This window comes from Natrinema pallidum, assembly GCF_005890195.1.
GTDB classification, from domain to species: Archaea; Halobacteriota; Halobacteria; order Halobacteriales; family Natrialbaceae; genus Natrinema; species Natrinema pallidum.
The window spans coordinates 1,936,968-1,952,408 of record NZ_CP040637.1 but is presented as its reverse complement, the minus strand read 5'-3'; the positions used below and the strand labels follow the sequence as shown (position 1 = coordinate 1,952,408).

The window sequence follows — 15,441 nt, the reverse complement described above, 5'->3', positions numbered from 1 at the left end:
CCCGCCGGCCGCTCGCCGGTCGCCCGCGTTACGCCGCCCGTACTTCATCGCGTCCTCGAGGTGGCCGTTCACTGACGATATTTTCGGCCCGCTCTCGAGAACGGCCTGTCGGCACACAGTCAGCGCCGACAAGCGCTGCATAACTATTTCGCAGTCACCGTACCACGGTCATATGTGGCCGTGGGAACACGCGATCGTCGCTTATCTCTCGTACTCGCTCCTCTGTCATGTCGCCGTCCGCGATTCCCCCGGCGGACTCGACGCCTTCGCCGTCGTCGTCGCGTCGGTTCTCCCGGACCTGATCGACAAACCCCTCGCGTGGACGTACGGCGTCTTCGATGTCGGCTACGGCCTCGGCCACTCGATCTTCTTCGCAGTGCCGGTGGCGATCGTCGCCGGCACGGTCGCACGGGCGGCCGATCGGCCGCTCGTCGGCCTCGCGTTCGGGCTCGGCTACCTGTCACATCCGTTCGCCGATATCATGGATGCGTTCTTCCGACAGGATACCTTCCTCATCGAAATCACCCTCTGGCCCATCGCACCGGCCGAGGGCCGGCCGCCCGGGTCCGATGTCCTCGACGTGTTCGTCACGCTCGCCGGCCGCTACGCGAATACCGTCCTCGCCGGCGATCTCTCGACGTATCTCTGGATACAGCTCGGACTCGCCGCGCTCACGGCACTCGTCTGGCTTCTCGATGGCGCTCCCGTCCTCCGGGAGTGTCTCCGAGCGACCGGCCGAGCGATCGCAACGCTTCTGGGACGGGATACCCCCTCGAGCCGGACCGATCCGGAGCAACGATAGTCCTGGGCTCCGCTCCATCGATACTCAGCCGCAGTAACAGTGCCCGTTCGGGCAGTTAGCCCTCTCCTGCTCTCCGATATCGATGCCGAGCGCAGCGAGCGAGCCGCGGACTCGCTGGCTCGTATCCGTGTCCGGACGGATAGCCCCGGCGACCGCCCCCGTCGGTGACGCTCCCGCGTCGACGGTCGTCGCGACTGCTCGCTCGGCGTGATCGATTACTGCAACGTGGTTTGCCGTCTGCACCGGAACATATAGCTTTTCGCGAGCGGGGCCCCACGCGCCCGAGATCGACCGCCCGCCGATGTCGAGGTCGCCCTCGACCGTCCCTGCCTCGCAGTCGATCACCGTCACACGTTCCGCGTCCGGGGTGAAGAGGTACGCTATCTCCCCATCGGGGCCGATCTCGCTCGTAATCGGGGCCGCCGGCAGGCCGTCGTCGCGCGTGATGCGCTCGCGTTCGACTGGCGTCGTCGGGTCCGAAATATCCCAGATGCTTTCCGACCCCTCGCGCGGGATCGCCGGAGCGGTTCCGAGTTCGCCCTCGCCGTTCTCGACAAGCAGGGTCTCCCCATCGAACGAGGCCGTTCCCATGAACGGCAGGACCTTCCCGTCTCCGGCGGGCTCGCCGACATCGACCCGCTCGACGATTTCGAACGGATCGACGGTGAGGATCGCCACCGTCTCGTTCGCGATCTCCGGGACGAAAGCGTACTTCCCGTCGGGCCCGAGGGTCGTATCACAGGGGCCCGTGTACTCGGTCTCGACCTTGCCGGTTACCTCCCCAAACTCGTCGCTCCCGCGATCGGCATCGATCCGGACGATCGCGTGCGTCTCCTGCCCGTCCGGCTCGGGATCGAGCGTCGTCGTCCCGCCCGAAGCGACTATGAGGTGCTTTTCGTCCGGCGTCAGGTTCGGGTAGTTCGGTTCATACCCCGTCTCGACGCGTTCGATCCCCTCGAGCGTGTGTTGATCGACCGCGCGAACGCCCTCGTTGACGTTGAGCCAGAGCCCGTCGTACGTCGAGCCGAGGCTCGTTCCGTACTGGTTGGCGGGGAACGATGCCGTCGTATCGATGAAGGCGTTCTCGAGGTGTTCGTCCGTCTCGGCATCGATAACGCTCACCGTTCGATCGCCGTTGTTGAACACGAACACCGTCGGCACGCCTTCGGTACTCCCCTGAGAGAAACAGCCCGTTACGGAGACCGTCGCACCCACAGCCGCAGACGACTCGAGTAGTCGCCGCCGACCAACACCGTCGGTAAACGGGTCCGTCGGGCCCGGACTCGAGTCCGTGTCACGGTCGTGTCCATCGTTCCTTGGGCTCCCGTCCATACCGTTCGTCCAACGGCCAGTGTCAAAAGTGACCGTGCGCCATCGGTGAGCGAGAGCACTCGAACGATCATCGAGGGAGACGCGTCGGTTCCGCCCTCGATCGGCACGTTCGGCCCGACAAGCACGGATCTCCTGTCTACCGCCGCCCTTAGTCTTCCGGAAGTGACTATCCCCCTCCTGTGAATGCCCAACACAGAGCAATGAGCGCCCGAGACGACGGCCTTATGTGTTGCCCGGGCATCCGACACTAATGCGAACGACGTGGCGCACGCCGCCACGTTCCCTCCGGCCGCGACCCGGCACGGAGGTAGGCATCATATCCGCCCTCGCGACGGCAGCGGACCGCTCCGTTACCGTCCATCTCGAGGCACTCGGACTCGACGCGACTGACGCCGACCGGCGGCGTTCCGATACGACGCCCTTATATAATAAGGGCTCGTCGTTCGGAGTACGCGGAAGTCCCCGCCGGATGCGGATTCCGGCGAGGACGCGATCCGATGCCCTTATATGTACGAGGGCAGTTGGATATGAACGCGAACGAAAACGTGATCGACGGAACGTTCAATCCGTTCCGTCATCTCGGATGGCTCGAGTCCGAAGGGGTTATGTACCCCAGACGACCTACGAATACATCCGAAGGAAATGAGGATTCCACCCCTGCGGTCCGCCGTACAGATGGGATCTGATGTTAGCCTTGGTAGTTCGGTGACGCTCGATCGGTCGACGATCCGTGTGTCATCGAACGTGGACCATTGTGTGAGTGTGTACCAACATTCACCGCCAACAGACCCTCTCCCACCACGGGAGAGTACAGATAGCATTCCGGTTGATCCTGCCGGAGGTCATTGCTATTGGAGTCCGATTTAGCCATGCTAGTTGCACGAGTTTAGACTCGTAGCAGATAGCTCAGTAACACGTGGCCAAACTACCCTATGGATCCAAATAACCTCGGGAAACTGAGGCTAATGTGGAATAGCGTTCATCGCCTGGAGTGGCACGAACGCGAAACGTTACGGCGCCATAGGATGTGGCTGCGGCCGATTAGGTAGACGGTGGGGTAACGGCCCACCGTGCCCATAATCGGTACGGGTTGTGAGAGCAAGAGCCCGGAGACGGTATCTGAGACAAGATACCGGGCCCTACGGGGCGCAGCAGGCGCGAAACCTTTACACTGCACGCGAGTGCGATAAGGGGACTCCGAGTGCGAGGGCATATAGTCCTCGCTTTTCACGACCGTAAGGTGGTCGTAGAATAAGTGCTGGGCAAGACCGGTGCCAGCCGCCGCGGTAATACCGGCAGCACGAGTGATGACCGCTATTATTGGGCCTAAAGCGTCCGTAGCTGGCCACGCAAGTCTATCGGGAAATCCGCGCGCTTAACGCGCGGGCGTCCGGTGGAAACTGCGTGGCTTGGGACCGGAAGACCAGAGGGGTACGTCCGGGGTAGGAGTGAAATCCCGTAATCCTGGACGGACCACCGGTGGCGAAAGCGCCTCTGGAAGACGGATCCGACGGTGAGGGACGAAAGCTCGGGTCACGAACCGGATTAGATACCCGGGTAGTCCGAGCTGTAAACGATGTCTGCTAGGTGTGGCACAGGCTACGAGCCTGTGCTGTGCCGTAGGGAAGCCGTGAAGCAGACCGCCTGGGAAGTACGTCCGCAAGGATGAAACTTAAAGGAATTGGCGGGGGAGCACTACAACCGGAGGAGCCTGCGGTTTAATTGGACTCAACGCCGGACATCTCACCAGCATCGACAATGTGCAGTGAAAGTCAGGTTGATGACCTTACTGGAGCCATTGAGAGGAGGTGCATGGCCGCCGTCAGCTCGTACCGTGAGGCGTCCTGTTAAGTCAGGCAACGAGCGAGACCCGCACTCCTAATTGCCAGCAACACCCTTGCGGTGGTTGGGTACATTAGGAGGACTGCCAGTGCCAAACTGGAGGAAGGAACGGGCAACGGTAGGTCAGTATGCCCCGAATGTGCTGGGCGACACGCGGGCTACAATGGCCGAGACAGTGGGATGCAACCCCGAAAGGGGACGCTAATCTCCGAAACTCGGTCGTAGTTCGGATTGAGGGCTGAAACTCGCCCTCATGAAGCTGGATTCGGTAGTAATCGCGCCTCAGAAGGGCGCGGTGAATACGTCCCTGCTCCTTGCACACACCGCCCGTCAAAGCACCCGAGTGGGGTCCGGATGAGGCCGACGCAACGTCGGTCGAATCTGGGCTCCGCAAGGGGGCTTAAGTCGTAACAAGGTAGCCGTAGGGGAATCTGCGGCTGGATCACCTCCACAGACCGGGACCAGGCCGTCGTGCCTGGCCCACCTTTGCAGTTCACGTTCGATCGACCAGCGTCTGGCCGATCGGGCACCTTTGAACTACCAAGGCTAACGTGTCACTCCCTGTCCGCCCTTCTGGGCGGACGTGGGCCCATAGCTCAGTGGTAGAGTGCCTCCTTTGCAAGGAGGATGCCCAGGGTTCGAATCCCTGTGGGTCCATGTCTCGGAGGACGATCGAACCGTGTCCCTTAAGTGGGAGACGGAACTTCGATCTAATCCGAACAACGAACCGATGCACCACCCCGTGTAAACGCGGGTGGGAAGGGTTAATGCAGGCCGGCCGTCTACCGGCGTGCAAATGAGACCGTGTGTACGTGTAGTCCAGGCGTCCACTGGACCCGTTCCCGGGTCACTACGTGATCGCACTTCCGTGCGATCGCCGATCCGATGAACGTGGCTACTGTGCCAGCTGGTGGATCGCTCGGCTTGAGAGCTGATGAAGGACGTGCCAAGCTGCGATAAGCCTGAGGGAGCCGCACGGAGGCGAAGAACTCAGGATCTCCGAATGGGAATCCCCACCGCAATTGCTTCGCGCAATGGGGAACGTCGAGAATTGAAACATCTTAGTATCGACAGGAAAAGAAAGCAAACGCGATGTCGTTAGTAATGGCGAATAAACGCGACACAGTCCAAACCGAAGCCCTCACGGGCAATGTGGTGTTCGGGCTGACTCTCAGCAGCAGAACGGCGAGGCGAAGTCTCTTGGAATAGAGCACGAGACAGGGTGACAGTCCCGTACCGTCGACAAGTATGCTGTGCGTCAGTCCCAGAGTATCGGGGGTTGGATATCCCTCGTGAATATCGCGGGCATCGACCGCGAAGACTAAACACTCCTCAAGACCGATAGCGAACAAGTAGCGTGAGCGAACGCTGAAAAGCACCCCACGAAGGGAGGTGCAATAGGGCGTGAAATCAGTTGGCGATGGAGCGACAGGGCACACAAGGTCCCGGACAAAATGAATCAGGTGCGAACCTGTAGTAAGAAGTTTGGGAAGCCGGTGTTCTGTCGTACGTTTTGAAAAACGAACCAGGGAGTGTGCTTGTTTGACGAGTCTAACTCGATTATCGAGGAAGGCGAAGGGAAACCGACATGGCCGCAGTGCTTTGCACGAGGGCCGCCGTGTTCAAGCGCGGGGAGTCAAACGGGCACGACCCGAAACCGGACGATCTAGGCGTGGGCAAGATGAAGCGTGCCGAAAGGCACGTGGAAGTCTGTTAGAGTTGGTGTCCTACAATACCCTCTCGTGACCTACGTCTAGGGGTGAAAGGCCCATCGAGTCCGGAAACAGCTGGTTCCAACCGAAACATGTCGAAGCATGACCTCTGCCGAGGTAGTTTGTGGGGTAGAGCGACGGATTGGGGGACCGCACTCCGAGAGGAGTGCGCCCCCCTGTCCAACTCCGAACCTACAAACGCCGCTCGACGCAGGGAGTCCGGTGCACGGGGTAAGCCTGTGTACCGTGAGGGAGACAACCCAGAGCTGGGTTAAGGTCCCCAAGTGTAGACTAAGTGCGATCGAAGGTGGTCTCAAGCCCTAGACAGCCGGGAGGTGAGCTTAGAAGCAGCTACCCTCTAAGAAAAGCGTAACAGCTTACCGGCCGAGGTTTGAGGCGCCCAAAATGATCGGGGCTCAAGTCTACCACCGAGACCTAGCAGCACCTTTCACAAGGTGATCTCGTAGGTTGGCGTTCTGTTCGGGTGGAAGCACGGAAGAGATTTCGTGTGGACCGTTCAGTAACGAAAATCCTGGTCATAGTAGCAGCGTTAGTCGGGTTAGAACCCCGACGGCCGAACGAGTAAGGGTTCCTCAGCAATGCTGATCAGCTGAGGGTTAGCCGGTCCTAAGTCAGCCCGTAAGTCGAAGCTGACAACAGGGGAATAGGTTAATATTCCTATGCCAGTGTGCACTCAAAGCCGACGCTTTGGGGCCGCCTGAGCTGGGCTTTCGCCCAGTCGAACTATCGAAATTCGTGGAAGCCGTAATGGCACGAAGCGAACGAATGGTAGGATCGCGCAAGTCAGGCCAACCTAGAGCCCGTGAAAAGGCAAGCACACTGTCCGTACCGAGATCCGACACAGGTACTCATGGCGGCGAAAGCCAAGGTCTGTCGGGATCAACCGACGTTAGGGAATTCGGCAAGTTAGTCCCGTACGTTCGCAATAAGGGATGCCTGCCTCGCGAAGAGGCAGGTCGCAGTGACTCGGACGCTCCGACTGTCTAGTAACAACATAGGTGACCGCAAATCCGCAAGGACCCGTACGGTCACTGAATCCTGCCCAGTGCAGGTATCTGAACACCCCGTACAAGGGGACGAAGGACCTGTTAACGGCGGGGGTAACTATGACCCTCTTAAGGTAGCGTAGTACCTTGCCGCTTCAGTAGCGGCTTGCATGAATGGATCAACGAGAGCGTCACTGTCCCAACGTTGGGCCCGGTGAACTGTACGTTCCAGTGCGGAGTCTGGAGACCCCCAAGGGGAAGCGAAGACCCTATAGAGCTTTACTGCAGGCTGTCACTGAGACGTGGTCGCCATTGTGCAGCATAGGTAGGAGGCAGTACACAGGTACCCGCGCTAGCGGGCCACCGAGCCAACATTGAAATACTACCCGATGGTGACTGCGACTCTCACTCCTGGCGGAGGACACTGGTAGCCGGGCAGTTTGACTGGGGCGGTACGCGCCTGAAAAGATATCGGGCGCGCCCCAAGATTTCCTCACCCGAGTCGGAGACTCGGGGAAGAGCGCAAGAGCAAAAGGAAGTCTGACAGTGTCCGGCACAACGACGGACGCTGACGCGAAAGCGTGGTCTAGCGAACCAATTAGGCTGCTTGATGCGGCCAATTGCTGACAGAAAAGCTACCTTAGGGATAACAGAGTCGTCACCCGCAAGAGCACATATCGACCGGGTGGCTTGCTACCTCGATGTCGGTTCCCTCCATCCTGCCCGTGCAGAAGCGGGCAAGGGTGAGGTTGTTCGCCTATTAAAGGAGGTCGTGAGCTGGGTTTAGACCGTCGTGAGACAGGTCGGCTGCTATCTATTGGGGGTGTTACGGTATCTGACGGGAACGTTCGTATAGTACGAGAGGAACTACGAATGGGTGCCACTCGTGTACCAGCTGTCCGAAAGGGCACGTGCTGGGCAGCGACGCACCACGGGGTAAGAGCTGAACGCATCTAAGCTCGAAACCCACCTGGAAAAGAGATACCATTGAGGCCACTCGTAGAAGACGAGATCGATAGACTCGGGGTGTACGCACCAAGGCAACGAGGTGTTGAGCCCGCGAGCACTAACTGGCCAAGCCACACATTCATACATTACATCGCATTGGATCCGTGACGCGAGAACGGGTCCGGACGTAAACTGGACTACACGTACACATGGTCTTGGACACACCAACCGATACTGGTATTGCAACGGTTCGATTCCGTTGATCGGCGTTACGGCGGCCATAGCGGCGAGGTGCCTCCCGTACCCATCCCGAACACGGAAGATAAGCTCGCCTGCGTTACGGTTAGTACTGGAGTGGGCGACCCTCTGGGAACTTCGTTTCGCCGCCACCACTCATACTGAAACCCCACATAGCATCGGCTATGTGGGGTTTTCTGCGTATGTGGCTCTCACTCATGAGTTGTGCCGTACCGCTACGCTTAAACGAACGCAGTAACAACGATATAACGCGCCAAGGTGGCAGAGTCCGGCCGAACGCAGCGGCCTGCAGAGCCGCCCACCGCCGGTTCAAATCCGGCCCTTGGCTTGATTTTGCCGTGCTCAAGGCATCTAAGGACATTTTTTCCAAAGGTAGTCGTGGTCACAAAACCCCGAAAGGGGCCGTTCACGGTAGGATTGACCACTATGAACCGCAACAAACCGCAAGACGGCGAGGCAATGGTTCAGGGAACCCCAACGGCCACCCAGCCTCCAAGGTTCAGTTGAACGAGAAGCAGATCACCGACTACCAACACCACCGCAAGCGGATGCTCCGCTGGTACCTCAACCTCGAGAAGGACCTCGATCACTTCTACCGATGGGTCTGGCTATAATCGCACATCGCAGACGCTCACAGTCGAGTCTATTACGGGAGGTCGGTGTCGAGAGTGCACGCGAGAGCAGCGAGACGATGACGACGATGAGTAACGGGGGTTCAGGAGACCTCTCCGCGGCGGTAGTGAACGTATCGCAGTTTCGGCAGATGATTGTTAGCGACTGATCCTGAGTGAGGTGGACATCACCATTCCCGCCGGGGAGACAGGCTACCCAACCGTCGAGCAGTCGGTCGATAATCAGATCGCAGACGAATGCCCTCTTATCGCACGATCCCAGAACTCTTCCAGTCTGTCGCACTTGTCTCGGTGAGAGTTTCCAATACCAATGGCCGATCGATCAGGGCTCAAAACAGATGGCTGCAGACATCGCGCACGACGCCGTCGTTCTCACGGTTGACGAGAGGAACCGGCTCTACGAACGAGGGACGGTGCTCATCGAGGATGGTCGAATCACGGAGGTGCGACAGTCTCGAGGCGATGATGCGGACATCGAGGCCGCTCGCATCATCGACGGCAAGGGGATGTTGGCAATGCGGGGGACTCGTCAACGCGTACACGCAACTCGAAATGACAGCGCTCATCGGTGCATTCAGTGAGTTCGGTCTGATGGGGATAATGGGCTACATGACGGCTCTCGTCGTGAACCTTGAGAACAGGGAATACGATTACCTCGCGGAAGCGGGGTACGAACTCGCCGCGCTCAACTTCCTCGCGGGCGGTGTCATCACCGGCAATTCACAAGACGTCCGCCCGGACGCAGGTGCGGAGACGTTCGGAGAGGTGGGGTTGCGAGGGGTCTTCGGGCCAATGCTTTCCGACCTCGTCTGGGATGTTCCCGAAGATGAGCAGTTCGACCGTGCTCGTACGTTCATCGACGAGTATCATGACACGTACGACGGGCGCATCAGAGCTACGATTAACTCCCACGACGACTGGTCGTGTACTCGCCAACTGTGGGAACGCACCGCCGATCTCGCCGAGGAGTACCCTGACCTGCTCGTTCATACCCACTTACTCGAACTCGAGGAGAGCAACACAATGGCGCGCTCGAACGGAGCTAAGGACTCAATCGCCCTTCTCAACGATGTCGGCCTCCTTGACGACCGGTTGGTGGCCGCCCACTTTCGACTCGCGGACGACGAAGACATTCACGGTCTCGAGCGTGAATGGGTGATCACAAGCCGTCCGAATCACTGCACTGCACGCGAGTGCTCGCGGGACGGATCACGCCGGTTCCGGGACGAGCCGCGGACGAGTTCGGGTCTGAGCGAAAAGCGGGCCGAGCGCGATTGTGAACTAGATCGGAAATGCTCGCTTCGCTGCGCCTGTCCGGTCTAGTTCAAACCGCTGTCGCCGCCTTACTCCTCACGAAAGTGTTCGTCGCAAAAGCGGGCCGGGCGCGATTTGAACACGCGACCGTCTGGTTAAAAGCCAGACGCTCTGCCAGACTGAGCTACCGGCCCTGTAGTTTCCCCTTTTGGGGAGGAGCGGTTAAACGTTTCTTTCTCTCTTCACGCGAACGGGGGTCCGACCCGAGGATGTCTCAGTCGAAGTACTGCTCGAGCGCATCGGTAACGATGGCACCAGGTTCGACGCCCTCCATCGAAGCACGCCGACGGAGATCGCGGTAGGTCGGCGGCGAGAGGATGAGGTCGAGTTGGCCGAGGGTGACGTCGTGGTCGGCGAGGGCGTGGTCGATCGGGGTGCCGTCGTTGATGGCACTGGCGACGCTGCGGACATCGCGGACGGTGAGGTTGCCATCGAGGATGGCCCATGCGAGGAGGAGTCGCGCTTCCCCGCCGACGCGGGCGATATGCTTGGCGGCGGTCGGGGCGATCCGGCCGATCGCGACCTGTTTGCGGACCGATCGCGGGAGGTCGTGGACGCGAGCCCACTTCCGGATAAAGGAGACGGTGGCATCGCCGTCGGCGCGTTCGGCGGCGGCCTTATAGGAGCCTTCTCCGCGGACGAGGGCGGCGCAGGCGGCTGCACCGCGGAGCATATAGAGGTGATCGTCGTTGGTGGTGTCGACGGCGAACTCGCGAACGGTTGCGGCGGCGTCCGCGAGGCTCTCGGGGTCGTCGGGATCGAACTGAACGGCCTCGCGGGCACGGGTCCCGGCGACCGATTCGTCGCCCCGGATAACTGGTGTACCGACGGGTGATTCGCGGTCCGTCGGTATCGATCGACCGTTCTCGCCACGGCGGTTCGAACGATCACCGGGCCGGTTGTCGGTCATGCACCTGCATACGGGGTTCGCCATCAAAAAGGTCGTTGCCGGGGCGAAATTCTCGTCTCACTCGTCGCGTTGCTCGGCGAGGTGTTCCCAGATTTCCGTACAACCGGCCCCTTCCTCGAGATCGTCGAGGTGGGCGTCGTCGCGTTCCTCCGCGTCCTGCTCGCCCGGCTCCGGGTTGCAGTCGGCTGTCTCAGTCATTAGCGACCATTCGAACCCCGTCGGGATAAGTATCGCTTCGGCTGCAAACGATACCCGTGCTCTGTCTTATGGGTGTATTATGCCGCTATCTCTGACGGGACTGCCGTTTGATACGTCCGATCGCTCGAGAGATCGAATCGAAACGGAGCGCACGCGACCGACCGGAGTCGGTGAGTCGGAGCCAGGAGCGACCGGTACCGCCTGACTGGAGCGGCGGATTCTGGGTGGATTCGATTGGGGATGTTGGTCCATGTACTCGCCGATTCGGGCTGGGACCGATGTCCCCGGCATGCGGCCGAACGAGCGGGAATCCGATCCGGGATAGTGGTGGCAAGAACGGCCGGTACGTACGGCGAGTGCCACCGACCCGGAAACGGATTCGCGGTTCGGGGCCGTTCGGAGCGTCACGCACTTGACCGAATCCGCCCGGATAGTGGCAGTTGTCATCCGCAGTCGGTGATCGCCGTCGGTTTCGTAGCGCGCGTCGGCGACCGTGCGTCATGATCCACGGGACCGAGCGATAGCCACCACATAAGTGAGCGGGCCGTAACGATCGAATCGACATGTCCGATCGACTGATGACGGTCAATGCGTACACGACGCTGGATTACGTCGAGGGAAAAGCGATCGGCGAGGGCTTCGAATGGGAGTCCGTCGCCGTCGTGAACGCGACGGCCGACCGCGAGGACCCCGATGCGGTTCGTCTCCAGGTCGAACTCGACAATCTCTCCGAAGATCACGTGCCCAAACACATGGCGGAACTCGCGTTGACGCCGACCCAGGCGCGTGCGCTCGCCGCGGAGCTCGAGACACACGCCGACCGCGTCGAAGACGCCGGGGACTGTCGGAGCCACTGAAACGAGTGACACACTGGCTGCAACGCCGTCATGGGTCAGGTATGCAGTGACGTTCAGTGGCGACTATCGCTGCGTCCGACAGGGAAAGCGACGAGCCGATCCATCCCACCCGCTGCGCCGCGTTCGTCCGGCCCGGATGGACGTTGGCTCCGTCCCTCGAGGGAGCGCTGCCGAGACGCGTACGGCTTTTACTGTTCGGCGCGTAATTCCTGCGTGTGACAACGCCCGTGCCGGATGTCGGCGACGAAGTAACGGTCCGACCCGCGGAGCGTGCGGATTTGCTCGCGGTCGTCCGTATCGAGAACGAGTCGTTTCCACAGCCCTGGCCCTACGACGCGTTCGAGCGGTTCCTCGGCGAGCCGGCCTTTCTCGTCGCCGAGACCGACGGTGTGATCGCCGGCTACGTCGTCGCCGATGTCACCCAGCAGATCGGCCGTGCGCTGGGCCACGTCAAGGATATCGCCGTCCATCCGGACTACCGCGGCGACGGGATCGGGTCGACGCTTCTCTCCCGTTCGCTCGGCGTACTCGCGGCCCACGGCGCGGGAACGGTCAAACTCGAGGTGCGGCGCTCGAACGACGGCGCGAAACAACTCTACCGGGAGTTCGATTTCGATCCGCTCCGCCGGGTGCCGGAATACTACGCCAACGGCGAGGACGCGATCGTGATGATTCGGAAGCTCGGTTAGCCGGGTTGCGGGACGTTTTACCGTTCGCAGCCGGTAGCCTCCCCTATGGGATACGCCTGTCCGGTCTGTGATGCCGAGGAGGCCGACGCGGTTCATCTCGCGAACCACCTCGCGATCACCGCATCGCTCGGTCGTGAGGACCATCGCGAGTGGCTCGAGGAACACGCTCCCGACTGGGGAGACTGCAGTCCCGAGGAACTCGGCGAGATCGTCAGCCCGCACGCGGCTGAGATCGAGACGCCCGCGTTCGAGGACGCCGGCCACCACGACCACGGACACGACCCCGGCCGTCCCGACTCGCTCGAGGAGGGGATCGCCCGGCAAAGCCGCCAGCCCGGCCGCGGGTCGATGACCGCCGAAACCGAGACCGTCCTCCGGGAGGCCGCGGAACTCACTCGCGAAATGCAGGCCGCGAGCGACGAGCCTGCGGACGAGGGAGACGACGCGGCATCGGACGCCGACGCCGAGGAGGCGGACGGCAGTCCCGACAGGAACGAAAACGCGTAACTGCCGGTCGCCCGACTAGCCGGGTATGCACACGGTGGGGACGTTCACCTTCGAGTCGATCGATGACGCACGCACACAGTACGAGTCGGTCGGGCCGGCGGCTCAGACGGTCGTCCGCGAGGTCGCGAAGGCCATGGAGTTCGACCGCGAGGAGTACGACGAACGCGTCACCGGCGACGTCGTCGAGACGGCTCGAGATGCGCTGTTCGCGACCTTACTCGAGGTACGGGTCGGGAGCCGAGGGGAGTTCGACGACTGGTGTGAGAGCTACGACGGCACGGTGACGACGGTCGGCCACGAGAACGTCGACCGCGTCGTCTGGCACGCAGGGCCGGACGGCGAGGCCGTCGCGGCGACTTTCCAGACCGAGGAGGATGCGGCGGTGGCGACGCTTCGCCGACAGGCGTTCGGCCGGTTGTATCGGGACCGCGTCGATCGCTCGTAACTGCACCCGACGCGCTCGAGCGACCGGTACCCATCACGACCGTCGGGCAAACGGCTACCTATTACCGCGTCGAGCCCACAGTGTGACGCGATGACTGCACCCGACGAGTGGGACTTGCTCGAGGAACGGACCGAGTACGAGACGGGCTGGTACGACGGCGGCTACGACCTGCTCGAACAGCCCGATGGAACGGAGAAACGGTACTACTGGGCGGAACTGCCGGCCGCGGTCGTCGTGGTCGCGCGGATCGACGGCAGCGTGCTCGAGGATGTGGACGACGGTGAGACCGCCGACGACGATCGACTCCTGTTCGTCGAACAGTACCGGCCAACGATCCGCGAGACCCACCTCGAACTCCCCGCGGGAATCGTCGAGGACGGCGAGTCGTATACGCAGGCGGCAGCGCGCGAACTCGAGGAGGAGACCGGCTTCCGACCGTCGAGTACGGCCCTGCTGCAGGAGTACGCGGTCGCGACCGGCGTTTTGCGCCACGACCGCGCCATCGTCTACGTCGAGGGGCTCGAGCCGGGCGACCGGGAACTCGACAGCAACGAGTTCCTCGAAGTGACGACGGTGCCGGTGAGCGAGGCGCTCGAGCGTGCTCGCGAGCAGCCGACGAACGACGCGACGCTCTCGGGGCTGTTGCTCGCGACGGAAGACGGCCTGCTCTGAACGGTGTGGAGGACGTGGGTCCGTGGATTCGATGACCGCCCGTTCTAGAACTGTGTCTGGTGGCTCGAACGCCCCCGCCGCTTTTCTCTCCCAACGAGGATATAGAGCAGCAGGCCCAGACGCCCGCCGAAGAAGACGACGAGCGTCCGGAGTGCCGCACTATGTGGGCTGTTCATTTGTGCATCGGTGTACACCCATACTAGCGCACCGATCTGGATAATGACGAACAGCAGGACGACGAGCAGTATTCCGCCGCTACTGGCTTGCAACGGGAAAAGGGAAGTCGAGAGGACCAGTACCGGGACTGTACGACAACTCGCGTATATGTTTTCCGTTCTGACTATCACGCCCTGATCTATCGATCGACCCGGTTCACGGCCGACTCGCCACTGATCCGACTCCTGGCTCCGAACCCCTGTTCTTATTCGCGTCGACGCGCAACCGCACGGTAATGGACGGCGAAATCTCCACGGACGAGGTCAAGGAACTCCTCGAGGCCGATGCGGACGTTCGCATCGTCGACATCCGGGACGAACGGAACTTCGAGCACAGCCACATTCCCGGCAGCGAGAACATGCCATTCCACGAACTCACGGACCGCGTCGACGAACTCGAGGGGGAAGACCACATCGTCACCGTCTGTCCCCACGGCAAGGCGAGCGTCCAGGCCGCACAGCTTATCGGTTCCTACGAGGGGACTGCCGATGCACGCGTCGAGAGCATGGCTGGCGGTCTCGACAAGTACGGGATGAAGTTCGGGCTCGTTCGCGAGGCGGACACCGAGGACGAATCGGCCGACCGCGAGTCGCCGTTCTGACCCGCCCTCGGCCCGCAGTCGCTCGACGGCGGTGTCTCAGGGAGGCGGCGACGCGGCTGGGAGATCGACGATCGAAAAAACGGATCGAAAAACGCGACGCGGTCGTGGGTTCGGAAGTCGTCTCAGAGCATCGCGGGCATTAGGCGACGTTGAAGCCGCGGTCCCGAAGGAACTCTTCGATGCGGCCGGTGTGGTTCCCTTGGAGTTCGATCTGGTCGTCCTCGACAGTCCCACCGCAGGCGAATTTGGACTTGAGATCCGATGAGAGACTGTCCAGATCGACGTCCTTCGGATCGAATCCTTCGACGATCGTTACCTCTTTTCCGTATCTGCGCTCGTCAATGCGGATGTTGAGTTGCTGTTGGCCCTTGGCCACGTCTTCGCAGACGCAGAGTTCTTGGGGCAGCCCGCACGTCGAGCAGACTTCCGACATTACGTTCGTAGCTATGAAACGGGCATATTAAACACTATCGGGACTCGCATGCTCTCGCGTGGTTCT

At 61.2% G+C, this 15,441-nt stretch carries 11 protein-coding genes, 3 tRNA genes, 3 rRNA genes and 1 pseudogene; 13 read left to right on the top strand and 5 right to left on the bottom strand.

Annotation, left to right across the window (positions count from 1 at the left end; translation table 11 throughout):
• Nucleotides 1-172 precede the first annotated feature (172 nt).
• Nucleotides 173-802 carry a metal-dependent hydrolase gene (locus FGF80_RS09695; RefSeq protein WP_006184159.1) on the top strand — a complete coding sequence of 210 codons (630 nt, stop codon included), beginning with the start codon at nucleotides 173-175 and terminating at the stop codon, nucleotides 800-802.
• A 24-nt stretch (nucleotides 803-826) separates the two neighbouring features.
• Here FGF80_RS09695 and FGF80_RS09690 read toward each other — a convergent pair whose 3' ends face one another.
• Complete coding sequence (locus tag FGF80_RS09690; protein WP_238705271.1) at nucleotides 827-2,134, bottom strand: beta-propeller fold lactonase family protein; 1,308 nt, start codon at nucleotides 2,132-2,134, stop codon at nucleotides 827-829.
• Between the two features lie 819 nt (nucleotides 2,135-2,953).
• On the opposite strand from FGF80_RS09690, the gene FGF80_RS09685 reads away from it, so the two are divergent.
• The 6 genes and pseudogenes from FGF80_RS09685 to FGF80_RS19905 form a co-directional block, all read left to right on the top strand.
• Nucleotides 2,954-4,427 (top strand): 16S ribosomal RNA (locus FGF80_RS09685).
• A gap of 134 nt (nucleotides 4,428-4,561) precedes the next feature.
• A tRNA-Ala gene (locus FGF80_RS09680) sits at nucleotides 4,562-4,633 on the top strand.
• A gap of 229 nt (nucleotides 4,634-4,862) precedes the next feature.
• Nucleotides 4,863-7,783, top strand: a 23S ribosomal RNA gene (locus tag FGF80_RS09675).
• Nucleotides 7,784-7,913: 130 nt separating this feature from the next.
• Nucleotides 7,914-8,035 (top strand): 5S ribosomal RNA (rrf, locus tag FGF80_RS09670).
• Together the 16S, 23S and 5S rRNA genes with 2 tRNA genes alongside form the textbook arrangement of a ribosomal RNA operon.
• A 118-nt stretch (nucleotides 8,036-8,153) precedes the next feature.
• Nucleotides 8,154-8,229, top strand: a tRNA-Cys gene (locus FGF80_RS09665).
• 642 nt (nucleotides 8,230-8,871) lie between these two features.
• A pseudogene (locus FGF80_RS19905) lies at nucleotides 8,872-9,667 on the top strand (amidohydrolase family protein); the annotation flags it as partial.
• A 240-nt stretch (nucleotides 9,668-9,907) separates the two neighbouring features.
• Here the strand turns inward: FGF80_RS19905 and FGF80_RS09655 are convergent.
• The 3 genes from FGF80_RS09655 to FGF80_RS19145 all read right to left on the bottom strand — a co-directional run bounded on the left by FGF80_RS09655 (nucleotide 9,908) and on the right by FGF80_RS19145 (nucleotide 10,955).
• A tRNA-Lys gene (locus FGF80_RS09655) sits at nucleotides 9,908-9,981 on the bottom strand.
• 80 nt (nucleotides 9,982-10,061) lie between these two features.
• Nucleotides 10,062-10,757 carry a DUF7119 family protein gene (locus tag FGF80_RS09650; RefSeq protein ID WP_138653641.1) on the bottom strand — a complete coding sequence of 232 codons (696 nt, stop codon included), beginning with the start codon at nucleotides 10,755-10,757 and terminating at the stop codon, nucleotides 10,062-10,064.
• 57 nt (nucleotides 10,758-10,814) lie between these two features.
• Nucleotides 10,815-10,955, bottom strand: coding sequence for a hypothetical protein (locus tag FGF80_RS19145; RefSeq protein ID WP_008455629.1), 141 nt, complete (start codon nucleotides 10,953-10,955; stop codon nucleotides 10,815-10,817).
• Between the two features lie 563 nt (nucleotides 10,956-11,518).
• Between FGF80_RS19145 and FGF80_RS09645 the strand changes: the two genes are divergently transcribed.
• From FGF80_RS09645 to FGF80_RS09615, 6 genes are all read left to right on the top strand, one after another.
• On the top strand, nucleotides 11,519-11,812 hold the full coding sequence (locus tag FGF80_RS09645) for a DUF6360 family protein (RefSeq protein WP_006183670.1): 294 nt from the start codon (nucleotides 11,519-11,521) through the stop codon (nucleotides 11,810-11,812).
• 215 nt (nucleotides 11,813-12,027) lie between these two features.
• Entirely contained in the window at nucleotides 12,028-12,501 is a 474-nt protein-coding gene (rimI, locus tag FGF80_RS09640) for a ribosomal protein S18-alanine N-acetyltransferase (protein ID WP_006183671.1), read from the top strand.
• Between the two features lie 45 nt (nucleotides 12,502-12,546).
• The gene (locus FGF80_RS09635) at nucleotides 12,547-13,008 is read left to right on the top strand and encodes a DUF5810 domain-containing protein (protein ID WP_138653639.1); all 462 of its coding nucleotides are present in this window, start codon (nucleotides 12,547-12,549) and stop codon (nucleotides 13,006-13,008) included.
• Between the two features lie 25 nt (nucleotides 13,009-13,033).
• A complete protein-coding gene (locus tag FGF80_RS09630) occupies nucleotides 13,034-13,453 on the top strand; it encodes a DUF5809 family protein (RefSeq protein ID WP_006183673.1) in 420 nt (139 codons plus the stop codon).
• Between the two features lie 90 nt (nucleotides 13,454-13,543).
• The gene (locus FGF80_RS09625; protein WP_138653637.1) at nucleotides 13,544-14,125 is read left to right on the top strand and encodes an NUDIX hydrolase; all 582 of its coding nucleotides are present in this window, start codon (nucleotides 13,544-13,546) and stop codon (nucleotides 14,123-14,125) included.
• Nucleotides 14,126-14,576: 451 nt separating this feature from the next.
• Complete coding sequence (locus FGF80_RS09615; protein ID WP_138653635.1) at nucleotides 14,577-14,942, top strand: rhodanese-like domain-containing protein; 366 nt, start codon at nucleotides 14,577-14,579, stop codon at nucleotides 14,940-14,942.
• Between the two features lie 139 nt (nucleotides 14,943-15,081).
• Here FGF80_RS09615 and yciH read toward each other — a convergent pair whose 3' ends face one another.
• Complete coding sequence (yciH, locus tag FGF80_RS09610; RefSeq protein WP_006183677.1) at nucleotides 15,082-15,375, bottom strand: stress response translation initiation inhibitor YciH; 294 nt, start codon at nucleotides 15,373-15,375, stop codon at nucleotides 15,082-15,084.
• Nucleotides 15,376-15,441 lie beyond the last annotated feature (66 nt).